Source organism: Prevotella multiformis, from assembly GCF_018127985.1.
In the GTDB taxonomy this organism is placed as follows: domain Bacteria; phylum Bacteroidota; class Bacteroidia; order Bacteroidales; family Bacteroidaceae; genus Prevotella; species Prevotella multiformis.
The window spans coordinates 735,380-761,253 of sequence record NZ_CP072357.1 but is presented as its reverse complement, the minus strand read 5'-3'; the positions used below and the strand labels follow the sequence as shown (position 1 = coordinate 761,253).

Annotated in this window: 20 protein-coding genes; 14 read left to right on the top strand and 6 right to left on the bottom strand. The window is 52.6% G+C overall.

What is annotated here, in order from left to right; all coding sequences use genetic code 11:
• Positions 1–657: 657 nt before the first annotated feature.
• The gene (locus J4864_RS03060; protein ID WP_040554831.1) at positions 658–1,440 is read right to left on the bottom strand and encodes a radical SAM protein; all 783 of its coding nucleotides are present in this window, start codon (positions 1,438–1,440) and stop codon (positions 658–660) included.
• Positions 1,441–1,626: 186 nt separating this feature from the next.
• On the opposite strand from J4864_RS03060, the gene J4864_RS03055 reads away from it, so the two are divergent.
• From J4864_RS03055 to J4864_RS03025, 7 genes are all read left to right on the top strand, one after another.
• Positions 1,627–2,505 (top strand): cell division protein FtsX, encoded by an 879-nt coding sequence (locus J4864_RS03055; RefSeq protein ID WP_040554829.1) that lies wholly within the window; start codon positions 1,627–1,629, stop codon positions 2,503–2,505.
• Between the two features lie 94 nt (positions 2,506–2,599).
• Complete coding sequence (locus J4864_RS03050; protein WP_007368727.1) at positions 2,600–2,845, top strand: DUF3098 domain-containing protein; 246 nt, start codon at positions 2,600–2,602, stop codon at positions 2,843–2,845.
• Positions 2,842–3,702 (top strand): undecaprenyl-diphosphate phosphatase, encoded by an 861-nt coding sequence (locus J4864_RS03045; RefSeq protein ID WP_211814547.1) that lies wholly within the window; start codon positions 2,842–2,844, stop codon positions 3,700–3,702. Before J4864_RS03050 ends, J4864_RS03045 begins: the two co-directional genes overlap by 4 nt.
• A gap of 23 nt (positions 3,703–3,725) precedes the next feature.
• On the top strand, positions 3,726–4,427 hold the full coding sequence (gene truB, locus J4864_RS03040; protein ID WP_211814546.1) for a tRNA pseudouridine(55) synthase TruB: 702 nt from the start codon (positions 3,726–3,728) through the stop codon (positions 4,425–4,427).
• A 41-nt stretch (positions 4,428–4,468) separates the two neighbouring features.
• Positions 4,469–5,653, top strand: coding sequence for an S-adenosylmethionine:tRNA ribosyltransferase-isomerase (locus J4864_RS03035; protein WP_007368724.1), 1,185 nt, complete (start codon positions 4,469–4,471; stop codon positions 5,651–5,653).
• A gap of 1 nt (position 5,654) precedes the next feature.
• Positions 5,655–6,065 carry a 2-amino-4-hydroxy-6-hydroxymethyldihydropteridine diphosphokinase gene (folK, locus tag J4864_RS03030; RefSeq protein ID WP_211814545.1) on the top strand — a complete coding sequence of 137 codons (411 nt, stop codon included), beginning with the start codon at positions 5,655–5,657 and terminating at the stop codon, positions 6,063–6,065.
• 112 nt (positions 6,066–6,177) lie between these two features.
• A complete protein-coding gene (locus tag J4864_RS03025) occupies positions 6,178–8,610 on the top strand; it encodes a C10 family peptidase (protein WP_211814544.1) in 2,433 nt (810 codons plus the stop codon).
• A 295-nt stretch (positions 8,611–8,905) separates the two neighbouring features.
• Here J4864_RS03025 and rpsO read toward each other — a convergent pair whose 3' ends face one another.
• Positions 8,906–9,181 carry a 30S ribosomal protein S15 gene (rpsO, locus tag J4864_RS03020; RefSeq protein WP_007368721.1) on the bottom strand — a complete coding sequence of 92 codons (276 nt, stop codon included), beginning with the start codon at positions 9,179–9,181 and terminating at the stop codon, positions 8,906–8,908.
• 204 nt (positions 9,182–9,385) lie between these two features.
• Between rpsO and typA the strand changes: the two genes are divergently transcribed.
• Entirely contained in the window at positions 9,386–11,188 is a 1,803-nt protein-coding gene (gene typA, locus J4864_RS03015; protein WP_211814543.1) for a translational GTPase TypA, read from the top strand.
• Between the two features lie 60 nt (positions 11,189–11,248).
• On the opposite strand, the gene J4864_RS03010 is transcribed toward typA, so the two are convergent.
• On the bottom strand, positions 11,249–11,857 hold the full coding sequence (locus J4864_RS03010; RefSeq protein ID WP_211814542.1) for an HU family DNA-binding protein: 609 nt from the start codon (positions 11,855–11,857) through the stop codon (positions 11,249–11,251).
• Between the two features lie 527 nt (positions 11,858–12,384).
• On the opposite strand from J4864_RS03010, the gene J4864_RS03005 reads away from it, so the two are divergent.
• The 3 genes from J4864_RS03005 to J4864_RS02995 all read left to right on the top strand — a co-directional run bounded on the left by J4864_RS03005 (position 12,385) and on the right by J4864_RS02995 (position 15,485).
• Positions 12,385–13,296, top strand: coding sequence for a glycosyltransferase family protein (locus J4864_RS03005; protein WP_211814541.1), 912 nt, complete (start codon positions 12,385–12,387; stop codon positions 13,294–13,296).
• A gap of 153 nt (positions 13,297–13,449) precedes the next feature.
• Positions 13,450–14,487 (top strand): DHH family phosphoesterase, encoded by a 1,038-nt coding sequence (locus J4864_RS03000; protein WP_211814540.1) that lies wholly within the window; start codon positions 13,450–13,452, stop codon positions 14,485–14,487.
• Between the two features lie 332 nt (positions 14,488–14,819).
• Positions 14,820–15,485: a hypothetical protein gene (locus tag J4864_RS02995; RefSeq protein ID WP_007368713.1), complete on the top strand. Its 666-nt coding sequence runs from the start codon at positions 14,820–14,822 to the stop codon at positions 15,483–15,485.
• Between the two features lie 124 nt (positions 15,486–15,609).
• Here the strand turns inward: J4864_RS02995 and J4864_RS02990 are convergent, their stop codons facing one another.
• On the bottom strand, positions 15,610–16,014 hold the full coding sequence (locus tag J4864_RS02990) for a hypothetical protein (RefSeq protein ID WP_211814539.1): 405 nt from the start codon (positions 16,012–16,014) through the stop codon (positions 15,610–15,612).
• Positions 16,015–16,164: 150 nt separating this feature from the next.
• On the opposite strand from J4864_RS02990, the gene uvrA reads away from it, so the two are divergent.
• The 3 genes from uvrA (at position 16,165) to J4864_RS02975 (ending at position 23,358) form a co-directional block, all read left to right on the top strand.
• A complete protein-coding gene (gene uvrA, locus J4864_RS02985) occupies positions 16,165–19,065 on the top strand; it encodes an excinuclease ABC subunit UvrA (RefSeq protein ID WP_211814538.1) in 2,901 nt (966 codons plus the stop codon).
• Between the two features lie 255 nt (positions 19,066–19,320).
• Entirely contained in the window at positions 19,321–21,144 is a 1,824-nt protein-coding gene (locus J4864_RS02980) for a DUF3858 domain-containing protein (RefSeq protein ID WP_211814537.1), read from the top strand.
• An 84-nt stretch (positions 21,145–21,228) separates the two neighbouring features.
• Positions 21,229–23,358 carry a hypothetical protein gene (locus J4864_RS02975; protein ID WP_211814536.1) on the top strand — a complete coding sequence of 710 codons (2,130 nt, stop codon included), beginning with the start codon at positions 21,229–21,231 and terminating at the stop codon, positions 23,356–23,358.
• A gap of 199 nt (positions 23,359–23,557) precedes the next feature.
• Here the strand turns inward: J4864_RS02975 and J4864_RS02970 are convergent, their stop codons facing one another.
• Together J4864_RS02970 and J4864_RS02965 are read right to left on the bottom strand one after the other, a co-directional pair.
• Positions 23,558–25,084, bottom strand: coding sequence for a peptide MFS transporter (locus J4864_RS02970; protein WP_007368708.1), 1,527 nt, complete (start codon positions 25,082–25,084; stop codon positions 23,558–23,560).
• A gap of 24 nt (positions 25,085–25,108) precedes the next feature.
• Positions 25,109–25,858 carry a porin family protein gene (locus J4864_RS02965; RefSeq protein ID WP_211814535.1) on the bottom strand — a complete coding sequence of 250 codons (750 nt, stop codon included), beginning with the start codon at positions 25,856–25,858 and terminating at the stop codon, positions 25,109–25,111.
• Positions 25,859–25,874: the final 16 nt, after the last annotated feature.

Sequence of the window (25,874 nt, the reverse complement as noted above, 5' to 3'; positions counted from 1 at the left end):
CCGTCTGTTTCCTTTCCTCTTCGTCTCTTTCATGCAGGTTATGTCTGGGAGGGACTTCCCCGCCCATCGCAGGAATCGGTCTGCTTTACAGGACGGCCGTACTGATTGCGGCAGGGGTATGTGGGGGCTGCATGGTGAGAAATATGTTTACATTTCTTCATGTCCCAGCCCTCATTTGTCCGTGCCATGATACGTGTCAGGAATGTAAGAAACAGCACCCTGTGGAGGAACCGGGCACTCCCTGTGTTCTAACTAACGCCCGCCAGCATTGCAACCAACGCCTGATAACCTGTCAAGTGACGCTTGTTTGCAACGCAACTAAGCACCTCTTGCTTTCCATTGTGTATATACTTGATAAATAAGTGGTTGCAATCTTTAAAATAACATGGTTTCCTCCTCTCCTGCATCGTTCTTCTCCATCAGTGGGTGAGAGGTGTCCTCACGCTTCCAAGGTGTAGACAGGGTGGTAATAATTCAGGACAAAACAAAGCGTTTTATCCTCCTTTCCTCATTTCGTCAGCTGTTTCTGCTGAGCATGGAGAGGATAAGGCGTGCCCGGCATCTGGCAGGGTGCGGCACGGAAGATCCGGCGGCGGAAAGTGTGAAGACATCCCCGGTAAGGCGGACGTTCCTGCCGGTCCGGACAGCCGGTCTTCCTCAATAGGATGCCGTACAGGGAATGCCCAATGCGATGACACGGTCGCGGATGGCATTCAGCTCTTCGGGAGCTGCCTTGCGGAGAAACTGGTCGGGAGTCTCACGGTCGATGGTGTAGATCATGACTTCCCGGGGGGCAATCTCCCTGACAGCCTCAAGCCATGGAGCGACGAAGGCCTCCGAGGTGTTGTCGACATCGGTTCCGTCCTCGGTCGTCCCCTTCAGGAACATGGTCTGGACGATCGCCTGTCCTTTGAAGGCCTTTATGCCGGCGATGATTCGGTTCACGTCGTAAGAGGGCTGTGCAGGACGGTCCACCTTGTTTATATAGGCCGGGTCGATGGTGTCGAGTTTCAGGATGTTGTTGTCTACCTTTGACAGTGCCTCGTGTATCTTCGGGCGATGGATAAAGGTAGAGTTGCTGAGGACGGAGATCTTGGCCTTCGGGCAGTACTCGTCGCGCAGGCGGATGGTGTCGTCGATGATTTCGGCGAAGTGGGGGTGTGAAGTCGGCTCGCCGTTGCCGGCAAAGGTCAGCACGTCAGGGTGTACGTTCTGCCGCTGCATCTCTTTCAGCTTGGCTTCCAGGGCGCGGGCGACGGCCTCCCGGGAGGGGTGGGGCGTCTTTGTCCGATGGTCTTTGTTGAAACCGCACTCACAGTAGATGCAGTCGAAGGTGCATATCTTTCCGTCTGCAGGCATCAGATTGATGCCTAACGAGATGCCCAGCCGGCGGCTGTGGACAGGGCCGAAGACGGGGGAAGGGTAGATGATCGTGCTCATTTTTCTGAATTGTTTGAGGCCCGTATCGGGGGGCGTGTGTGCAAAGATAAGACAAATTAACCACACCTGTCGGATGGGAGGATGGAAATGTGTTGGCAAGTCTAAATAAACTATAAAATCTTTTGCCATTCTTTTATTTTGCAGTATCTTTGCATCAATTTCGGTGTATTATACCCTTTTTCGGAAATGGCAAAAAGAAGAAACAAAGCCCGCAGTCATCACAGTCTGCAGGTTGTTACGCTGTGTATCAGTACGGCAATGGTACTGATGCTGATTGGTATGGTCGTGCTGACAGGCTTCACCAGTCGCAATCTCAGCTCTTATGTAAAGGAGAATCTCACCATCACGATGATTCTCCAGCCCGATATGAGTACGGAGGAGAGCGCAGCACTCTGTCAGCGTGTGCGTACGCTGCATTATATCAACAGTCTCAACTTCGTCAGCAAGGAGCAGGCCTTGAAAGAGGGCACACGGGAGCTGGGAGCCAATCCGGCCGAGTTTGCCGGCGAAAATCCGTTCACCGGAGAGATCGAGGTGCAGTTGAAGGCCAACTATGCCAACAATGACTCCATCCGGAATATTGTCCAGGAGCTGCGTACCTATCGTGGTGTGAGTGACATCACTTATCCCCAGAGCCTGGTAGAAAGCGTCAACCACACGCTGGGCAAAATCAGTCTGGTGCTGCTGGTGATAGCCGTGCTGCTGACGGTCGTCTCCTTCTCTTTGATCAACAATACGATCCGGTTGAGTATCTATGCGCGCCGCTTCTCCATCCACACGATGAAACTCGTCGGTGCTTCCTGGAACTTCATCCGTGCACCGTTTCTGCGGCGTGCCGTGCTGGAGGGACTGGTTTCCGCCCTGCTGGCCATTGTCGTGCTGGGCATCGGAGTCTGTTTCCTCTACGATTATGAACCGGACATCACGAAAATGCTGTCGTGGGAGGCACTGGTCATCACGGCGGTCGTCATGGTGGCCTTCGGCGTGCTCATCGCCGTTTTCTGCTCGTGGCTGTCGGTAAACAGGTTCCTGCGTATGAAGGCGGGCGACCTGTATAAGATCTGAACCAGAAGTAAAAAGGAAAAAAGAAAAAGGAAAAAGTAAAAGGGTGAAAAAGTAAAAATGCCGCCCCTCATCACCTGTCATCGCCTAAGAAAATATGGACAAAAGAAATTTAGCTTTCGGAAAAGCCAACTTCATTCTGTTGGCAGTCGGGGTCTTCATCGTCGTCATCGGGTTCATCCTCATGAGCGGCGGTTCCTCGACAGAGACCGTGTTTGACCCGAGCATCTTCAGCGCACAGCGCATCAAGGTCGCTCCGGTCGTGACTTTCATCGGGTTTGTCTCTATTATCGGTGCAATACTCTATCAGCCGAAAGAGGCTAAAGACGCGGAGGCAGAATGACGCTCTTACAGACTATCATCATCTCCATCGTCGAAGGGCTGACCGAGTTCCTCCCAGTGTCTTCTACGGGGCACATGATCATTACGCAGAATCTTATGGGGGTTCCGCAGGGCGACTCCTTTGTCCATGCTTTCACTTTCATTATCCAGTTCGGTGCCATCCTTTCTGTGGTATGCCTGTACTGGAGGCGGTTCTTCCGGATTGACCGTACACCTGCCCCGGCCGACTGTCGGTCTTCTTTCCTCAGGATGATCCATCCTGTACGGTTTTACTGGCTGCTCTTTGTCGGCGTGCTTCCGGCCGTGGTCATCGGGATGGCTGCAAAGAAGAGCGGTCTGCTCGACTGGCTGCTCGACTCCGTATGGGTAGTCGCCGTGATGCTTGTCGCAGGCGGTGTGTTCATGCTTTTCTGTGACGACATCTTCGACAAAGGGCGGGAAGAGAACGAGGTGAATGAGAAGCGCGCCTTCAATATCGGTCTGTTCCAGTGCCTGTCGGTCATTCCCGGCACGAGCCGTTCGATGGCGACCATCGTAGGCGGCATGGCGAACGGACTGACACGCAGGCGTGCGGCGGAGTTCTCTTTCTTTCTGGCGGTTCCTACAATGGCCGGCGCGACACTGCTGGACCTGCTGGACCTGCTGAAGGAGGACGGCTCATGGGCTACGGCACATAACCTGGCGATGCTGGCAGTAGGGTGCATCGTGTCGTTTGTCGTCGCCCTGCTGGCGATGAAGTGGTTTGTGAACTTCCTGGCAAAGTACGGTTTCAAATGGTTCGGCTGGTACCGCATCATCGTCGGTGCCGTCATCCTTGTGATGCTGCTCTCCGGTGCGTCTTTGAACATGGTTGACTGATTCCCATCTACAATAACATTCTGATGAACTTCAAAGAAGGGGTGATCATCCCCATTGACAAGCCCTATGGGATTACGAGCTTCAAGGCTCTGGCACACATACGCTACCTTTGCACACAGGCGAACGACGGGAAAGTGAAAATCGGCCATGCCGGTACATTGGATCCTCTGGCGACAGGCGTACTCATCCTTGCAACAGGCAGGATGACCAAGCAGATAGAGACCTTGCAGGCGCACACGAAGGAATATACGGCGACATTCCAGCTAGGTGCGACCACACCCAGCTATGACATGGAGCATGAAGTGAACGGGACTTTCCCGACGGAGCACATCACCCGGGAACTGATAGACGCGACACTGGTACGGTTCGTGGGTGACATCGAGCAGATCCCCCCGACGTACAGTGCTGTAAAAGTGGATGGGAAACGTGCTTTCGACTACCGCAGGAACGGTGAGGATGTGGTGTTGAAGCCCAAGCATATCCACATTGACAAGATAGAGGTCCTGCACTTTGATGCGGAGAAAATGCAGCTGACTGTCCGTGTTGTCTGCGGCAAGGGGACCTATATCCGGGCGCTGGCACGCGACTTCGGGCGTGCACTGGACAGCGGGGCATACCTTACGGCATTGCGTCGCACACGTGTCGGAGACGTGCAGGTGGAGAACTGCATCAGCTATGAACGGTTCGAAAGCTGGCTCCGGCAGCAGACAATAGAGAAAATGTAAAACTCCCCAGAACATAACAATAAACACCTCGTTATAGAAATATGAAGCTTTCACAGTTTAAGTTCAACCTGCCGAAAGAGCAGGTAGCCCTGTATCCTCATTCTTCTGACCGTGTGCTCACACGCAGCGACGGCAGCACGCAGACCTTCACGGTCACGCGCCGGGACGAAGGCCGTCTGATGATACTCCACCGTAAGTCGGGCAGGATTGATATGTTCAAAGGGGATGTCAAAGGTGAGCCGAAAGAAGAAGACTTCATCCGGTTCAAGGATGTTCTCGATTATTTCGATGAGGGTGATGCCTTTATTTTCAATGATACCAAGGTGTTCCCCGCCCGCCTGTATGGAACGAAAGAGAAGACGGATGCCAAGATCGAAGTGTTCCTGCTCCGTGAGCTGAACCAGGAGATGCGGCTCTGGGACGTGCTGGTAGAGCCCGCACGCAAAATCCGTATCGGCAACAAGCTCTTCTTTGATGAGTCGGGAACGATGGTGGCGGAAGTCATCGACAACACGACCTCCCGTGGCCGTACGCTACGGTTCCTCTACGACTGTCCGCACGATGAGTTCAAGCGCGAGCTGTATGCGCTGGGAGAAGCGCCGCTGCCGCGTTACATCATTGACAACCGTCCGAAGGAGAAGGGAGCGGAGTTCGCTCATGCGTCGGCTGATGACATGGAGAATTTCCAGTCGGTCTTTGCGAAGAATGAGGGTGCCGTCTCCGCACCGGGTACCAACATCCATTTCTCGGAACAGATGATGAAGATGATGGACATCCGTGGAATCAAAAAGGCCTTCATCACGCTGCATTGCGGCCTGGGTACTTTCCATGACATCGAGGTGGAAGACCTGACGAAACACAAGATGGATTCCGAGGAGATGCACATCAATGCCGATGCCTGTCGCATTGCAAACGGTGCCAAGCAGGCAGGACATCATCTCTGTGCCGTCGGTGCGAGTGTCGTAAAAGCCACGGAGACGGCTGTCGGTACGGACGGAATGATGAAGGAGTATGACGGATGGACGAATGAGTTTATCTTTCCTCCTTATAATTTCGGCTTTGCCGATTCCATGCTGGTCAACTTCTACCACCCTTATTCTACCCTGTTGATGGAGACCGCCGCCTTCGGAGGTTACGAGCTTGTGATGGAGGCGTACGACAAGGCGGTGAAGAACGGTTATATGTTCGGCTGTTTCGGCGACTCTCTGTTGATACTCGACGATTAGTATGCATACTGTTTACTTAGCCCTCGGTACGAACCTCGGCAACAGAAGGGCAATCATGCGTGAGGCGATAGACCAGATCGGAAAGAAGATTGGCACTGTCCTGCGCCAGTCTTCTTTTTATGAGACGGAACCTTGGGGATTCGAGAGCCCCAATCGCTTCCTCAATGCCTGTGTATGTGTCTCAACTCCGCTCGCTCCCCGTCAGCTGCTCGAGACATCACAGGCGATAGAACGGGAAATGGGCAGGACAAAGAAGACTGTCAATGCACAATACACCGACCGTATCATTGACGTGGACATCCTGCTTTATGACAAGCTAAGTACCCATGAGCCAGACCTTATCATTCCCCACCCGCTCATGCAGGAACGTGAATTTGTAATGACCCCATTAAAAGAAATATGGGAAGAATAACTTATCTACACAAAGAGAAGCAGACGTGGCCTACCCTTTCAACCGCTTCTAAATTCCTACAAACTGATTTTTAATATAACAAACCAATAGATTTGGCTAACAGAATAAACAAATGAAGAAGATATTTTTAGCACTGACTTTGTTTGCAGACATCCTTTTCGCTAACGCCAACCCGATTACGAAAGAACAGGCCTTAAAGATTGCATCCAAATATATCAACCATCCGAAACTTGCAGTCAACACACCCCGGACACGCTTGTCAGAAACGCATGGACAGCCTGCATATTATCTGTTTACAAATCCTGACGATAAGAAATTCGTCATCATATCAGGCGAAAACAGGCTGAATGAAGTTGTTGCTTACGGAGATTGCAAGTCGGGCGATGTCAACAGTCAGTCAACTTACGTCACCCAATTCTTAAAAGACTATGAACGCATAGTGAAAGCTGTGCGCGCCAATGTTCTACAAGTACCTCAGACACAGGGTCCGATCAAGCGGAGAGTAGAGCCATTACTCACTTGCAAGTGGAGCCAATACTACCCTTTCAATAAATACACACCGGTTATCAGCAGCCGGACAACACCTACCGGATGCGTTGCAACAGCTACCGCACAGCTGATGTACTATCATAAGTGGCCCCTGAACCGTCCGACCGACTATGTAGCAACTACGGGAGATGAAGCAAGGAAAAGCACAGCTTATTGGTGGAATGACATGAAGAATACTGTTGCGGAGATGCGATCAGACCGTTCAGCACAAGCAGTCGGTGTCCTGATGCGTGATGTTGGCAAAGCTGTCAGGATGAGATACTATCACAAAGGAAGCGACTCTAATCTGCAATACGCCTGCAATGCCCTTCGGCACACATTCGATTATACAGTGAAGTTCCTTGATAAAGACTTCCTGCCTGCAAACGAGTTCCACAACGAGGTGGTGAAAGAAATATCTGAAGGGTATCCTCTTTTAGTTGCAGGAGGCAACCACGCTTTTGTTTTCGACGGCTATGACGAACGAGGATATATTCACATCAACTGGGGTTGGGCAGGCGAATACGATGGATATTTCGATATCAACACTGTCTATCTGAATGTTCAAGGATATGGGTTAACAGGTTCTTTCTGGGATGAAATGCAGGTCTTGTGTGTCCATCCAAACAACGGGAAAGCCACTCCTTTGCCAGACATACCACGGGGATTAGACGCTCGGGCAACCACGACTTTTTCAATTGACAAAACAAAAGGGACAAGAACTGATACCTTTACTGCCGAGATTAAAAAATTAGGAACATATAGTTCCGTTAAGGGCGAACTGGGAGTATTTACAGGAAAGGTTGGCCTTGCACTGTATGATAGTAATGACAAGCTGGTAAAAGTCTATCAAACAACAGGTACAGACCATGTTTGGGCATCCATCTTCACTTCCATGTCATTCGATGTAAACAACTTTAACTTCGACGGAGTTCCTAATGGAAACTATCGTTTAGTACCTGTTTACTCAGAGATGCTCGATACACGGACCGAAGAGCATGGGGAATGGACACGTGTCAACCATACCAATGAGATGCAAGTACAGCTGACAGACAACGAAGTGAATGTCGAAACAAATAATCCAAAGGACATCGTTGTGATGGAGAAGGCGCCAAGTCTGCTTGCCCCGTTCTATTTTGACTCTGGAAATTACGCAGCTTTCAGTTTCACCCTGTACAACCCCGGACGAGAAGAAGTGCGCGGCGACTTGGTGATGACACTTAGAAATACCGCGACAAACGAGGAGTTCAATGGCTTTCTACTCACTCCAAATGTTGTGGCACAGCGGCTGGGAAACACTTCTTTTGCCATCAATATGCTTCCACAATACTATAATTCCGGAAGAGTCGGTGCCTTGGGAATAGGAACCTACAAAGTAACCTTTTCCATAAGAGCCACTCGCAATGGATCGGACGTGCTGATTCCTGTTACAATGAAGCAACCTTTCGAGATAGAAGTGCTGCCACATAATGATGAAGGTACAATTGAATTTAATTATGTTGACTTCTTGGCGGATGGTAAGGACGCAAACTATACAACCTTTGAACTCAACAAAACAAAAGAGATAGGCCTGCAAGTCCATTCAAGAGTCAGTGGATACCGGATCAGAAATGGGTATCGCGGTCCCATCTACTATCGTCTGCTCGATCTGACAAACAGCAGGTGGATTGATTTGGGTGCTGTCAACAACGTATACCTGCCTTGTGATGCTGCAAATAATGCCCCCCAGACACGTATCACCTTCCCTGCATCTAAGTTAGAAGCCAATCACACTTACGAAGTACACATAGATATCGAACGGAAAGGAAAACGTCAGGATGTGTGGAATACGCTTGCAATGCGTCATGTCTTTTATACTGTCAACGAGTTGGGACCTGCAGGAATAGACTGCTCAAAGAGTGATGATAAAACCTCAGATGTCATCTTCTCTCTACAAGGTGTCCGGCTTCATCAGTCATGGAAAGATCTCCCAAAGGGGATTTATATCATCAATGGGAAGAAAGCAATAAAGAGATAAAGAGGGCATCCAGAGCCCGGGATGATAAAGTCTATCCGCTATAAGGGGAAGTTTTACACCTCTCACAATATAAGTTCATTTTTCTCTTGCTGTCATTTTCATTCCTCGTAAGCATTCTGTCAATCATCAATTTATATGATTACGAGGAGTGACGGAAGCGGCAGGAAAAAACGTTTGAAGAAAATGACAATGTACCCCGGATGCAAGATGATGTATAGAATAAAAAGGTAGGAGAGAGAAGCCTAAAGGAAATCGCTTCATCTCTTCTACTTTTTATTTTTGCTGTCGGCAGATCTTACTTGCGGAGACCCAATGCCTTGACAATAGCACGGTAACGGTTGACGTCACGGTCGTAGAGATAGTCGAGCAGTGCGCGACGCTTGCCTACGAGCTGTGTCAGTGAGCGTGTAGTAACATAGTCCTTGCGGTGCTTCTTTACATGCTCGGTCAGGTGCTTGATACGATAAGTGAAGAGTGCGATCTGGCTCTCAGCAGAACCCGTATCTGTCGTGTTCTGTTCCTTACTGTACTGTGCGAAGATCTCTTCTTTCTTAGCTTTGTCCAAATACATGATTTTGTTTTGATTAATACGTTTCGCAATTACATCTTTCCGTCGTTAGCCGCCTTAATCACAACGGGTTACGACTTCAAATGCATCGGACTCTCCGAAAATGCTGTGCAAAGTTACAACTTTTTATTGGAACGACAAGCGATTTCCATTTTTTATTCGTAATTTTGCAGCGTAATTTAGCGAACGCTTTTTTAAGGTAAATCAATGCAAGATATTCGTAACATCGCAGTTATTGCGCACGTTGACCACGGCAAAACGACTTTGGTTGACAAGATGATGCTCGCTGGTAAACTCTTCCGTGACGGACAGGACAACAGCGGTGAAGTTCTCGACTCTAACGATTTGGAGCGCGAACGAGGGATAACAATTCTGAGCAAGAACGTAAGTATCAACTGGAAAGGAGTCAAAATCAATATTCTCGATACGCCGGGACACTCCGACTTCGGCGGTGAAGTAGAGCGTGTGCTGAACATGGCAGACGGCTGCCTGCTGCTGGTAGACGCTTTTGAAGGGCCGATGCCGCAGACGCGCTTCGTGCTGCAGAAGGCTTTGCAGCTCGGACTGAAACCGGTGGTTGTCATCAACAAGGTTGACAAGCCCAACTGCCGGCCGGAAGAAGTCTATGAGATGGTGTTCGACCTCATGTGCGACCTCAATGCCACGGAAGAACAGCTGGACTTCCCTGTTGTCTACGGTTCGGCCAAGAACGGCTGGATGGGGGCAGACTGGAAGAAGCCGACGGACAACATTGAATACCTGCTCGACCTTATTCTTGAGGCCATCCCTGCACCGAAGCAGCTGGAGGGAACGCCGCAGATGCTGATCACCTCTCTGGATTATTCAAGCTATACAGGACGCATCGCCGTAGGCCGTGTACACCGGGGGACTTTGAAAGACGGACAGAACATCACGATCTGTCACCGCGACGGTACGCAGGAACGCACGAAGATCAAGGAACTCCACACTTTCGAGGGAATGGGGCACAAGAAGACAGACCATGTGGATTCCGGTGACATCTGCGCCGTAATCGGTCTGGAGAAGTTTGAAATCGGTGATACCATAGCCGACTTCGACAATCCGGAGCCGTTGCCGCCGATTGCGGTGGACGAGCCTACCATGAGCATGCTCTTCACCATCAACGACTCTCCTTTCTTCGGCAAGGAGGGAAAGTTCTGCACATCGCGCCATATCAGCGACCGTCTGAACAAGGAATTGGAGAAGAATCTTGCCCTGCGTGTCCGCCCTGTAGAAGGCTCCATGGACAAGTGGATTGTCAGCGGGCGCGGTGTGCTCCACCTCTCCGTCCTCGTCGAGACCATGCGCCGTGAGGGCTACGAGCTGCAGGTAGGGCAGCCGCAGGTCATCTACAAGGAAATCGACGGACAGAAATGCGAGCCTATCGAGGAACTGACCATCAATGTGCCGACGGACTTCTCAAGCAAGATGATCGACATGGTGACACGCCGCAAGGGCGACCTGCTCGGCATGGATGCCGAAGGCGACCGTGTGAACATCACCTTTGAGATTCCGTCACGCGGCATCATCGGCCTGCGTACCAATGTGCTGACGGCCAGTCAGGGCGAGGCGATCATGGCACACCGCTTCAAGAACTACCAGCCGTTCAAGGGCGAGATAGTCCGCCGCACCAACGGTTCGATGATTGCCCTTGAAAACGGTACGGCCTATGCCTACGCCATCGACAAGCTGCAGGACCGGGGCAAGTTCTTCATCGATGCAGGTGAAGAGGTCTATGGCGGACAGGTCGTCGGCGAACACGTCCACGACAATGACCTCGTCATCAACGTCACCAAGGCCAAGCAGCTGACCAATGTCCGTGCTTCCGGATCAGACGAGAAGGCGCGGGTTATCCCCAAGACGGAAATGAGTCTGGAGGAGTGTCTGGAGTATATCAAGGGCGACGAGTATGTCGAAGTGACCCCGAAGAACATCCGTATGCGCAAGATTATACTCGACCATCTGGAGCGCAAGCGTCAGAACAAAGATTAAGTCTTGTAACAATTATAGGTCAGAAGGCGGCCGTCCACAATATGGGCGGGCCGCCTTCTGTCATTTTCCGCCGTCGCCTTTTATGTACACCTTGTTGCGCCAGGAGCCGGCGTTGCGGATCCGCCCCTCCTTCTCCAGCCGTTCAGCGATGCGGTAGGAATTGGCAGGGGAGAGGTTGAGGTGGCGGCGCAGGTCGGCGACGGTGATGAATGGTTTTTCCGCGAACAGCTCGCGGAGCGCCTTGTCGACCTCCTCCGGCTCCGGAACCGAGCTCGTGCCCCGGGTATAGGTGGCGTTCTTGAAGACCGTAGGACGCAGTCTCTCTTTCATTTCCGTATCTGGGCGGAACTTCACGGTGCGCACCTTGGGGTTTTGCAGGCGGAGATGGTGGGAGCGGGGATCCTCGTAGAGGTCTCCCTTCACGGCGATCGAGAAGTATCCGAGTCCGGGCAGATGCACGGCGTTGCCCGACATGAGCTGGAGCACGATTTCGTCTTTCAAGGCACTGACTGCCCCGAGGATGTCCGTGCGGGTCAGCGTCGTTGCCCGTTGTATCTCTTCCCCGAGCTGTTCCAGCCCCACGGTCCGGTTCTCTATGGTGACGGCCCTGTATTCTCTGTTCTTCGGCAGTCTGCCATGTGTTTTTAAAAGTTTGTAGTCGACGGTCATTTCTTTCAGTATTCTGGAGTTTTCTGTTCACAACCTGCGCCCTGCACGTTTTAAATCGTGCGGTGTCTTAGTATTATTTACATGTAGATAATGTTTTATCAACATGTAGAGGTTTGACTATTTACATGTAGATAATATTTTCTCTACGTGTAGATGATTTCTCTAACTGCATGCAAAGATAATGCGAAAAACCTGGATATGCAAGCGGAACGGCAGGAAACAACCTTTCGTTTCCGCTTTTTCCCCTTTCTTCTGGCTCATCCGGAACCGCGCCCAGGAACATTGCGGATCGTCCCCCCGCCGTCTCTCCGTCGTTGCCCGGCATGTCGGATTCCGCGTCCCCACGCATGGAGGGCGAGCCCCCGCAAGTCCGGAGCGGCACCGGCAGGAAACGGTCGCATGCCGTGCGGCGTGCCCCCGCACTTGTGGCTGTGACATTTTTGGCATTGCAAGATGGCGGAGTTTCCCATCTTTTTGCTACCTTTGCAATCCGAACAATTATATAAACCATCGATTCAGAAAGAAAAATGAGACCTACATTATTGCTTCTTGCGGCAGGAATGGGAAGCCGCTACGGCGGGCTGAAGCAGCTCGACGAACTGGGACCCAACGGTGAAACCATCATGGACTACTCCATTTATGATGCCATTCAGGCCGGATTCGGAAAGATAGTCTTCGTCATCCGCAAGGATTTTGAAGAGCAGTTCCGCCGTCAGGTACTGTCGAAATACGAAGGACATATCCCTGCCGAGCTTGTCTTCCAGAGCATTGACGCACTTCCGGAGGGATTTTCCGTACCGGAGGGGCGCGAGAAGCCATGGGGCACGAACCATGCCGTACTGATGGCGAAGGATGTCGTCAAGGAACCTTTCTGCGTCATCAACTGTGACGATTTCTATAACCGCGACTGCTTCAAGGTCATCGGGAAGTTCCTTGCAGACCTTCCGGAGGGAGCCAGAAACCGCTATGCCATGGTGGGCTTCCGTGTCGGCAATACGCTGAGTGAGAACGGTACGGTGGCCCGCGGCATCTGCTCGACCAATGCGGAAGGTAATCTGACGACCGTTGTGGAACGAACGGAGATCGAACGCCGGGAGGGTGAAATCAAGTACAAAGATGAGAAGGGCGACTGGGTCGCAGTCGGTGAGAACACGCCGGTTTCCATGAATGTATGGGGTTTCACGCCTGACTATTTTGAATACAGTGAGGCCTATTTCAAGGAGTTTCTCTCTGATCCGAAGAACATGGAGAACAAGAAGTCGGAGTATTTCATTCCGCTGATGGTGAACAAACTGATCAACGACGGTACAGCCACCGTGAAAGTCCTCGATACCACCAGCAAGTGGTTCGGCGTCACTTATGCTGCCGACCGGCAGAGTGTGGTCGACAAGATCCGGGCGCTGGTCGACGGAGGTGTCTATCCGACCAAGCTGTTCTGATGTCCATCCCCTGTTCCCGATACCTGTCCTGTGCCTGTTCAGAGGCAAGGCCGGCGTGGGGGACAGGGGCTGCCGGGTTTCCCTTCCATTGCCGGGGAGGCTGCCACATCCTTCTTTATTGCCCTCATAAACGCATTATACCGCTTATAACGAATGGATTTGAACTTACTGTCCACGGAAGAGACTGCGACCCTTCGCAACCTTCTTTCCCATGCCACACACATTGTAATCTGCGCCCACAAGTCGCCGGACGGTGATGCCATCGGCTCTTCATTGGCATGGATGCACTATCTGCAGCAGATCGGCAAGACCGACATCAAGGTCTGCATGCCCGATGCCACGCCCGATTTCCTGCACTGGCTTCCGGGACATAACTGTGTCATCCGTTACGACAGGCGTCCCAAGGAGGTGGAAAAGGCCTTCCGGGAAGCCGACCTCGTCTGCTGTCTCGACTTCAACCAGAACTCGCGTGTGGATGCCATGCAGGAGGTGCTCGAGCACAGTAAAGCCCTGCGCCTGCTCGTCGACCATCATCTGGAGCCTGACACGGACAATGCCCTGACCGTCTCTCACCCGGAAATGTCGAGTACGAGCGAAATCGTCTTCCGGCTGATCAGCCAGCTGGGAGGATACGGTGAAATGACAAGACAGTGTGCGGCCTGCATCTACTGCGGCATGATGACGGATACGGGCGGTTTCACTTACAATTCCTCCCGTCCCGAGATATTCTACATCATCGGCCAGCTGCTGGCAAAGGGAATCGACAAGGATGAAATCTACAACCGGGTATTCCATAATTATTCTTCCAATGCGCTGCGCCTGCGTGCACACATCATCCTCAACAAGATGAAGGTCATAGAGGAGCTGCACGCCTCCTATTACACGGTGACGAAAGAGGAGATGACGAAGTTCCATTTCATCAAGGGCGATATGGAGGGGCTTGTGAACGTCCCGCAGCAGATCAAAGGTCTCAAGCTGAGCATCTCTTTACGTGAGGACACGGAGAAGCCCTGCCTCGTACTGGTCAGCCTACGTTCCAGCAATGGTTTCCACTGCCAGCCCATGGCGGCAAGATTCTTCAACGGCGGCGGCCATGCTGACGCGTCAGGCGGCAGACTGCACTGCACCATCGAAGAAGCAGAACAGATTGTCATCAAGGCGATACTCTATTACAAGGAAGAACTGCGGTAGATCCCCCCTGCCGGGTTCTCCGTCTGCCGCTTCCAGCCCCATCCCCCTTCTCGCTCTTCTTTATCCTCCATTCCGTCCGCCGGTGTCCGGCGCATGATGACGGCCCGGACATCCCGTCAGGCATGGTTCCGGAACCGTCGGTCCGGGAAACCTGCCGTATTGCAGACAGACGGGAGCGGATGTCCCTGCTGACCGACCGTCAGTCGCCTGTCAGCCGCTGCTCCCTTGAACGGGCACTTTATCCTCCTTCCACCTGCTAAAAAGTCTTATTTTTTCTTGGCAGAACAGTGAAAAGTCCGTAACTTTGGCGAAAACAATAAAAGACAAAGCCCATGATTACGCAAGACAACTTCAACCAGGAGTATGCTGACCCCATAGAAGAGCAGCAGATCCGTCATTTCGTATGTATAGAGATGGGACGGCAGATACATCGATATATCAAGGCCATGCACGGCAGCAAACAGCAGATGCTGCGCTTTGAAGAGCATCTGAAAGACCTTCCGCTGCGCGAGAAGGAAACCGCCATAGCCCGGTACATCGACCTCAACCGGAAAGCCATCAAGGGACTGGACATGAAGATTGTCCTGGCCCGTGCAATGGCCAACTACTCCGACACCTTCGCTTATCTTGTCACGCTGGTAAACGACAAGCGGAAGATGGTCAGATACCTGAATCTCATCCGTGAGATATACATCCAGTATCATGAAGTGATTGAACGCAGGGGAAAGTTCGGCATCCTCGACCACAGAGGGCGTACGCTCGTCGAACCCAAGTACGAGTTCCTGCGCACCTGTTATGTCTATGTCGACGACCTGCGTACGATGCCGGTCATTGCACAGCTGGGCGGGAAACTCGGCCTGATCCTTCCCGACGGAAGAGATACGGTCGTCGCCCCTTTCAGTTACGACAGCATCTCCCTGAGGGACGAGCCGCCTTATTTTGAAGCGAGGAGAGGAAAGAAGAAAGTCCTGCTGACCACTGAAGGCATGGAGCAATAGAACCGTCCCGTCCCGCAGAACGTGTGTGAAAGAAATCCAGCCGGCGGATACTGACGACCTTGTCAGTCTCTGCCGGCTGGACTTTTTGCATGCCCCGCCCGTGAAATTGCGTGGGGAGTCTCTGCTAAATCTTCTTCAGCAAGGCTGCCAGACCTTCAAGCTGGCTCTGCCACATGTTTATCTTGCTGTTCACTTTCTCTACGTCCAGGTCCTGGTTCAGGTCGGGTGAGTCACGCTCCTGCTTCAGCAGACTGATGTACTGGTTTACCAGTGCCATCTTCGCCTGTACGGTCTTTTTCTTCGGATAGCCGCGCTTCTCGACTTCCCGCTGGTACTGTTCGGACACCTCATTGATCTTGCGGCCGCACTCCTCGTACTGGCTCAGCCACTGCTGGAAAGCCTCACTCACCTTCTTGTTCTCCACCTGTGTCATCCCGGCAGGGTCGCTGATCTGCTCGTATGTGCTTTGTGCCATCCCCATTAAGGGACACGCCATCAAAGCCATCACAAATAGTTTCTTAACTCTCATAATTCTGTTCTTAAAAATAAAATAGTGGCTGCAAATATAAATCAAATATCAGAAAGAACCAAAAGTTTTTTGTAATTTTGCATATCCCCATGGCTCCTTTAAAACTCTTTTAAAAGTTGATGGGGACTGTACAGAAGAAAGTTGAAAGGAATGAAAAAAGATACAACGGTGAAGTATATTGAGGTGAAAGGCGCCCGGGTCAACAACCTGAGGAACATCGACGTGAAGATTCCGCAGGAGCAGTTCGTGGCCATTACCGGAGTGTCCGGGTCGGGTAAGTCCTCGCTGGCCTTCGACACGCTTTACGCCGAAGGGCAGCGCCGGTACGTGGAGAGCCTTTCGGCCTACGCCCGCCAGTTCCTGGGCAGAATGTCGAAGCCGGAGGTCGACTTTATCAAAGGCCTTCCCCCTGCCATCGCCATCGAGCAGAAAGTCATCTCGCGCAATCCCCGCTCGACGGTGGGTACTTCCACCGAGATCTACGAATATCTGCGCCTGCTCTATGCCCGCATAGGCCGCACCTTCAGCCCCGTGTCGGGCGTGGAGGTGAAACATCATTCTGTGGAGGATGTGATAGAGAAGGTGAAGTCCTACTCGGAAGGGACAAAGTTCTGCATCCTCGCCCCGCTCCATGTCGTGGACGGCCGGAGCACACGGCAGCAGCTTGAAATGGAACTCCAGGAAGGCTATGCCCGCATCTATGCCGATGACGACTTCATGCGCATAGACGACTGGCTGCGTACGCATCCTGATGTGGAAACCAAAGAGAAAGAGAGGGAAGGACCGGAAAAGGAAATCTATCTGGTCATCGACCGTATGTCAGTCGACTGCTCCAAAGACGCTGTCAGCCGGCTCACCGACTCCTGCGAAACCGCCTTCTATGAGGGCGACGGCAATATGCAGCTGATGATTCTCCCCGCCAGGATTACCTACGACTTCTCTACCCGGTTTGAGGCCGACGGCATCCGTTTTGAAGAACCGAACGACAATATGTTCTCGTTCAATTCCCCTCTCGGGGCCTGTCCCGCGTGCGAAGGGTTCGGACGCATCATCGGCATCGACGAGAAGCTGGTCATCCCCGACTCTTCCCTCTCCGTCTATGACGGCTGCGTGCAATGCTGGCACGGCGACAAGATGGCCACGTGGAAAGAGGAGTTCTGCCGGCGGGCGGCAAAAGACGACTTCCCCATCTTCAAGCCCTACTATGAACTGACGAAGGCCGAGAAGGAGAGCCTTTGGAAAGGGCTGCCCGGCGAGAGGAAGGCAGACATCCACGACCGTGTCTGCATTGACTCCTTCTTCCAGATGGTGAAAGAGAACCAGTACAAGATACAGTACCGTGTCATGCTGAGCCGCTATCGGGGCAAGACGGTCTGTCCGGACTGCCACGGTACGAAGCTGAAGAAAGAGGCTACGTGGGTGAAGATCGGTGGAAAGGCCATCACAGACCTTGTCGATATGCCCATTGTCAGGCTGAAGGAATGGTTCGACAGGCTGGAACTGACAGCCCACGAGCAGGAAGTCAGCAGGAGACTGCTGGCCGAGATAAAAAGCCGGCTGCAGTTCCTGCTGGACGTCGGTCTGGGCTATCTGACGCTCAACCGGCAGTCGAACTCGCTGAGCGGAGGCGAGAGCCAGCGCATCAACCTCACCACCTCCCTCGGCTCGTCACTCGTCGGATCGCTCTACATCCTCGACGAACCGTCCATCGGACTGCACAGCCGCGACACAGCCCGCCTCATCCATGTACTGAAAGAACTCCAGGCACTGGGCAACACAGTGATTGTAGTAGAGCATGACGAGGAAATCATGCGTGCCGCCGACTACCTGGTTGATGTCGGGCCGGATGCAGGCCGCCTGGGCGGCGAAATCGTCTTCGAGGGAAAAGTGTCGGACATCCAGCAGATAAAGAACAACGTTGAAGATGCTGCCGACAAGGCATCGCGACAGCTGCTGGAGCAATATCCACGCTCTTATACCATCAAGTATCTCACCGGTGCAGAAGTCATCAGAATTCCTGCCGGCCGACGCCCATGGAACATGGCGATAGAACTGAAAGGGGCACGCATGAACAACCTGAAAGGAGTGGACGTAAAGTTTCCGCTGAATGTACTCACCGTCGTGACAGGAGTCAGCGGCAGCGGAAAGTCATCCCTTGTAAAGGGAATCCTCTATCCTGCCCTCAAACGTCACCTGGACGAGATAGCCGACACGCCGGGCGAATATTCATCGCTGGGCGGCGACTGGAAACAGATCAGACACGTAGAATTTGTAGACCAGAACCCCATCGGCAAGAGCACACGTTCCAACCCGGCTACCTATGTGAAGGCATACGATGAAATCAGAAAGCTCTTCGCCGAACAGCAGCTATCCAAACAGATGGGCTATACACCGCAGTATTTCTCGTTCAACACCGAGGGTGGCCGATGCGAAGAATGCAAGGGGGCGGGAATCATCACGGTGGAAATGCAGTTCATGGCCGATCTCGTGCTGGAATGTGAAGAATGTCACGGACAGCGTTTCAAACGTGAAATCCTCGACGTACAGTTCCAGGGAAAGAACATCAACGACGTTCTGAACATGACCGTTTCCGAGGCTATCCAGTTCTTCAGCAAGCATAAGCGCAGGGCGATCGTCAGCAGACTGAAGCCCCTGGAGGATGTCGGCCTGGGCTATATCAAGCTCGGACAAAGCTCGTCGACACTCTCCGGCGGCGAAAACCAGCGTGTCAAACTCGCCTGCTTCATCGGACAGGAGCAGCAGGAACCGACGCTCTTCATCTTCGACGAACCGACGACAGGCCTGCACTTCCACGACATCCAGCGGCTGCTGCATGCCTTCGATGCCCTCATCGACCGTGGGCACAGCATACTTGTCATCGAGCACAACCTCGATGTCATCAAATGTGCCGACCACGTCATCGACCTCGGCCCCAACGGCGGCGACAAGGGCGGACAGCTCGTCGCAGCAGGTACGCCCGAGGAGGTCGCCCGATGCAAGGACAGCCTGACAGGGAAGTATCTGGCGGAGAAGCTGGCGGCCGACGGCTGACCATCTATACGCCGGACAGCTACAAAGCTCCCGTCATAGGGAGTATCGTGAACTGCGTTCCCGGCACTTGGGAACAGGATTCCCAACGCCTGGGAACAACATTCCCAACGTCTGGGAACAACATTCCCAACGCCTGGGAACAACATTCCCATAGGACCGGACACCGCCCCGGCCGTATGGCGGGACTCCGGCAATCGCCTGTCCCAGGGATTCAAGCCAACGCATACAATTGAAACAACAAATACATAACAGAATATGAACTGCTACCCAAAACAGCTCTTCCTGTCAGCAGGAGCCGCAATGCTGATGCTGGTACCATCGGCATCGCACGCACAACAGTGGGACGACCAGATTCTCGTCTCACAATGCAACGAACAGTACACCTTGACGCTTGAACATGGAAAACCCATTGTGAAGAACTCAAAGGAAATTACCTACCAGTCGAACTCGACCGGCACGGTACGTCCGGAGACCGACATACTGTACGGCGAGTTCATCACTTTGGACGACGTGTCGGGAAGAGGACAGAAGACCTATCAGAACGTCACGCCTGAAAACGTTTTCTATGACGACACGAAGGCCTGTGTCGTACAAGGCTATATCGACAAGAAAGGGAAAACCTGTACCGTCTCTTACGACCGGACTTTCAAGGACATCAAATACTTCACGAGGCTGTACCTGCTGGAGGACTACTTCATCCGCAGCAAGACCGTGACGGTCACCATACCCAGACAGCTGGCAGGATACCGCATCAAGGAGATGAACTTCCAGGGATTCAACATCCGGACAGACCACAGGACGACTGCGGATGCCGACATTTACCAATATACCATGACGGATGCCGACCGGATGAGGCAGGAGAAGAGGATGCCGCCGATGTCGAGCGTCTATCCTTATCTGCTGATCATAGGTCCCTTCAAGGATGTGAACGGGCTTTACAGCTGGTCGAAGGAAATGGCAGATGTAGACTGTGAGATACCCGGTCTGAAGGAACTGCTGCAGGAAATCAACCGGGACAGCAGGACGGAAGAGGACCGTATCAGCAATACTTATCGGTGGGTTCAGGACCATATCCGCTATGTGGCTTTTGAAGCCGGACAGTCCGGACACCGCCCGGACACCCCTAAGGAGGTGCTCCGCAAACGGTATGGAGACTGCAAAGGCATGGCTCTGCTGCTGAAGACGCTCCTCAAGGCACAGGGGTTTGATGCCCGGCTGACGGACATCGGTACGGATGAGATTCCTTACAGAATGAGCGACGTGCCGACACTCGCCAGTGCCAATCACGTCATCTGCACGCTCTTTTACAAGGGGAAGACACGGTATATGGACGCTACTTGCAACCACATCCCGTACACCTATACGCCACAGTACATACAGGGTTCGGAAGCGATGATCGAGAATGGGGACAGACCGCTGATGCAGATCGTACCGATACAGAGAGCTGACGCATCCATCGACAGTCTTGTCTATCAGTACAGCCTGCAGGGAGATGCGCTTGTCGGAAAGGCAACCTACAATCTCCGCGGCGACATGAAGGAGTGGTTCATGAGCACGATAGACGATGCCGGCAACAAGAACCGTGACGACATCCTGGGCAGCAATCTGAACTCCGATTCCCACAGCATGACCGTGACAGACGTGAAGTGGGCCGACAAGGACGCCCGGCACGAATGGGCACGCTTCACAGGCAGCATCACCAACAAGGCGGCCGTGCAGTTGATGGACGGAGAAGTCTACATCGAGCTGAATCCGCACAACAACCTCTTCGACAGCCGCATCGACACCGCCCGGCGTGTCAACGACTATTATCTGCCTGTTCGGTGTAATATCGTAAGGCAGGCGGTGCTCACCGTCCCTGCAGGTTACAAGGTCGACTATCTGCCACCTTCCAAGACTTTTTCGACCCCGGAAGGTGTGCTTACCTGCAGGTTTTCAAGGAAGGGGAACACCATTGTCTTCCATCAGAAAATGCAGATCAATCACCGCCGCATACCGCTTGCCAATATCCCGAAATGGAACGAGGCCGTAAGCAAATGGAAAGATGCCTGTAACGAACAGGTGGTGCTCAGGCGGTGAAGGAGGCAACGGGGCTTGACTTTTCAGCTCCAGACTGGTTTCCGCTTCTGCTACAACAATAAAAACATCTGACAACATACGAATATGAAAAAACAATTAGCAATGCTGCTGCTGGTGCTTCTTTCACTGCCGGCAATGGCTTTCGACAACGACGACTATCTGAAGTACGTCCAGAAAGTGAAAGAAGAAGTGTGGGGCAAAGACCTGCCACAGTTCAACAATCGCACCGTACCTGCCCGGTACAAGAACGAGTCGGCCGTGGTCATGGCTTTCTACGAGGAACTGACCGTTGACAAAGGCACGAGTTTCAATTTCTTGGAACTCGGAGTCACCGCCAACAACAAAGCCGTCCATATCCGGCGCTACCTCATGAAAATCAACGACAAAGCTGCTCTGGAGAAATACTCTACCTTCGATATTCAGAGCTATGAGAAGTCGCACAACGCAGGATGGTGGACGGACATACACAAGAGTGTCCTCGGTGTGAAGGTCATCAAGCCGGACGGCACCGTCAAGGAAGTGAGCAATGACGAATACAAGAATGACGACGAAGGCAAGAACGGAAAGGACAAGCGTGCCAAGCTGGCCGTACCCGACCTGCAGGTAGGCGACATGATCGACTACTTCATCTACGATTACGACAAGCTGAAAGAGGAGAACATCGATCCGGTGCTGTTCCTCTTCGGTGGCAAATATCCTATCCTCGACTACCAGATCCACTGCGCCATCGACAAGCACCTCTGCACGCAATACCGCACGATGAACGGTGCTCCGGACTTCACCGCCAGCGAGAAAGACGGAGACATCGTGCTGGATGTCCGTGCAAAGAACCTCGACAAGACGTTCCCCGACTACGCCTATAATCCTATCATGCAGGCACCTTACACCATGCTCTATGTGACGGCGGACGTCACACTGGAGTATATGCCGAAGAGTGCGAAGAAGAAAGGGCTGCAGGCGAACCCTCCGGCTGAGGTCATACAGGAAGATGCCTGGACTCCCTGGGCTGAGTACAAACCGAAGTGGACGCTGAACAAGAAGTTTGAAAAGGCTGTAAAAGATGCGAAGAAACTGGGCAGTGACGAGGAAAAGGCCGATTACGTGTATAACTTCATGGTGATGAAGACCCTGGTATTCAATAAACCTTACGAAAAATCATTCGATTTCTCAAGCCTGTTTCCTTATGTCCTCGACAAACTGAAGATTCCTTACTCGCGTGCACTGGTTACCAACAGTTATAACGAGCCTATGGACAAGCTCATCAACTACGGCAACGCGACACGTTTCATCATGCTCAAGAGCGGTAAATGCTACTTCCCGCTCGAGAATGCCATCAGCTCGGACATCATCCCGTCCATCTATCAGAACCGGGATGCCATCAGCACCGACAAGCCCAAGAAATTCCAGAAAGGACCGTTCACAAGGTTCAGGCTCGCTCTGAGCAAGGCTTCCGACAATGTGGAGAAAGAGGAAATCGAAGCTGCCATTGACGGTACGATGCTGAACCTCATCCGGAAGACGACACTCACAGGATGTGAGAAGGAGAATGTCATCCCAGGATTGACGACAGCCGACGAACTGAGCAAGGCATGGGGTGCGCCCTACGGCTACCAGGGCTTTGCCGACGAGCTTTTCCTAAAGCCGAACGAGGCGAAGGCAAGGGCGGCAGAGCGTGCCGAACAGGACAAGAAAGCGGTGGCGGAGAACTTTGCCGAGGAAATCAAAGCCTATCATGACAAAGCTCCTGTGAAGATCAATGCGACAACCGTGAACAGCTGCGGAGAGAACAACAAGCCGTTTGCCTATACGACCGACTATCAGATGGACGGACTGGTAAAGAAGGCCGGCCGTAACCTTGTCGTTTCCGTGGGGCAGCTTTTCGGGCAGCAGGCGCATATCGAGGGCCGGGACCGCCAGCGCGACACTGATGTCAACTACGACTATCCCAGCACACTCGCTGTTACCGTCAGGCTTGACATTCCGTCAGGCTATGCCGTATCAGCGGAGAGCCTGCGGAAACTCAACAATAATGTTGACAACGAAGCCATGTCTTTCAACACAAATGCCGATGTAGACAATGACAAGCTGATCATCACATTCCAGAAGGTTTATAAACAGCAGTGTGTCCCTGCTGCCGGATGGAGCCAGCTGCTCGGTGTCCTCGATCGTGCCTATGAATTTACAAGCCGGCAGATTGTCCTGAAGAAAAAGTAGCCCCGGCTACAAGTGAAGCGCTTCAGGGCGGTTCCGGCCGGTATCCGAAGGCAGGAGGGGATGCCTTTCTGTATGCGTAGAACCTGCAGCAGGACGGGTGTCCCCTTGGATCCCCTTGCTTGATATGCAAAAAAAGTGCATCCGGAAGATTGCCACCGACAATCTTCCGGATGCACTTTTTCTTTTTGTCGACCGGATGCTATGCCACCTTTTCCAGCCGCTTCATCATCAGGAACATGAAAGCTGCGGAGAGGAGGCAGAGTACAATGAAAACAGACCAGACAACCGTCAGGGACAAACCGCCCCAGAGGTAGCCACCCACACTTACGAGCAGGTTGCCGATGGCCGTGGCAACAAACCAGCCGCCCATCATCGCACCCTTGTATTTCGGAGGAGCGACCTTGCTGACAAAGCTGATGCCCATCGGACTGAGCAGCAGCTCGCCGAAGGTCAGTATGAGGTAAGTACCGATCAGCCAGTTGGCGGAGGCATACGGGACAGTCTCACCGGCAGCCTTTGCCATTTTCTGTCCTACCGGTGTGAGCAGACCTTGTGAGGCCATTACCATGAGGAAGTAAGCACTGCCGGCAACGATCATTCCGTATGCAATCTTGCGGGGAGCAGACGGCTCTTTGCCCTTGGCTGCCAATGAACTGAAGATGGCCATGCTGATAGGAGTCAGCGCAACTACATAGAAGGGGTTGAACTGCTGGAAGATCGGTGCGCTGACACTGACTGTGCCGGAAATGTTGTTGTACTTATAGACCAGGATGCCCAGTGCAAAGAGGAATACGACAGCCGAGATACTTTTCGCCTTGGGGGTCTTTCCCTGGAAGAATGCCATCAGGCTGTAGACCATGAAGACGATCATTACGAGATTGACGACGTCGAATGCCATGCTCTGGATGCCCGAGGAGGTAGGATTGACAAATTCGTCCGCGAAATACGTCAGGGTGAGTCCGTTCTGGTGGAATGCCATCCAGAAGAAGATTACGACTGCAAAGACAAGGCAGAGGGCGACGATCCGCTCCCGGGTCTGCTGCGGTGTCAGTTCTTCTACGGCCACCTTCTGGCTCTTGTCTTTCTTGGGTTCGCCGCCTTCTACGTGTTTGAAGGTGCTCCGGAAAGCATAGTAGATGGCCATTGACACAATGAGTGATATGCAGGCTACGGCAAAGGAGAAATGATAGGCATCATTGCCCGCATAGCCGAGCGAGTTCTCTGCCCATTCCTTGATTCTTACGGCTGCTGTCGGTGCGAAGAGCGCACCGATATTGATCGCCATATAGAAGATGGAGAATGCGGAATCGCGCTTGTCTGCCAGCTCCGGTGTGTCGTAGAGATTCCCTACCATTACCTGCAGGTTACCCTTGAACAGACCTGTCCCGAAGCTGATGAGGAACAAGGCCGCCAGCATGGCAATGAATGCCACGGTCCCGCCTCCCAGAGGCACGGACAGGAAGAGATAGCCGGCAAACATGACCAGAATGCCGATGGTGACCATCTTGCCGTAGCCGAACTTGTCTGCCATGATGCCGCCGATCAATGGTAGAAAATAAACAAGGCCTAAGAAGATGCTGTAGATAAGTCCTGCCGTTCCCGGCTCCAAGCCGAAATTTGCTCTCAAGAATAATGCGAACACGGCAATCATGGTATAGTAGCCGAATCGCTCGCCTGTGTTGGCAAGAGCCAATGCGTACAGTGCTTTTGGTTGGTTCTCAAACATAATGATAAAAATTTAGGTTAATGATTACTTTGTTCTTGTTAGGTCGAAGAGGTAGGTTGCCTTGATGACGATATTGCCATGGTTCGATTTCCCGAAATAGTCTTTCTTGGAACTGCCGTAGATGTTGCCGAGTCCATAGTAATAGCGTCCTTCGAAGAGGAAATGGCCGATGTGCCGGTTGCTGTATTCCATGCCCAGTCCGGCGGCGATGCCGTAGTCGAACTTCTTCTCTACCGGCATGGTCTCCTGTGCGACCGTCACATTGCTGCGCCCTGTGCCGTCGGTTGCAAGATTGGGCGTTTCGAAGTTCCTGGAGGTTGACTCCTTCAGGTAGATGCCTATCTGCGGTCCTGCCTGGAAGAAGAAGTTAAAACCGTGCTGTTCGCGCCCCCATGCAAGATGGGCGAAGATCGGTATCTGGATGTAGTCGACTGTGCGTGAATAGGATTCGGCGGCCCCGTTGGCATTGATGACAGGCTGGTCAGCGCCCGTCTGGATCTTCTCTTTCCATCCGATGGAGGCATAGTTTACTTCTCCATAGATGGAGCAGATGGTATTGAAATACTTTTCACATACGTACCGAATGCTCAGTCCGCCTGTTACGCCGCCGTGTAAAGACTGTGTTACGCTGGGGCTGAAGCCTACGTTGGAGAGCACGCAGCCGCCGTTCACGCCGATGGCGAAATCGTTCCGGTGCTGTCCCACTTGCGCTACGGCGGTCATCGGCAGCAGAAACAGAGCGGCAAACAGTATTTTTGAGATTTTATAATTCATCTGTTCAGAAAAGTGC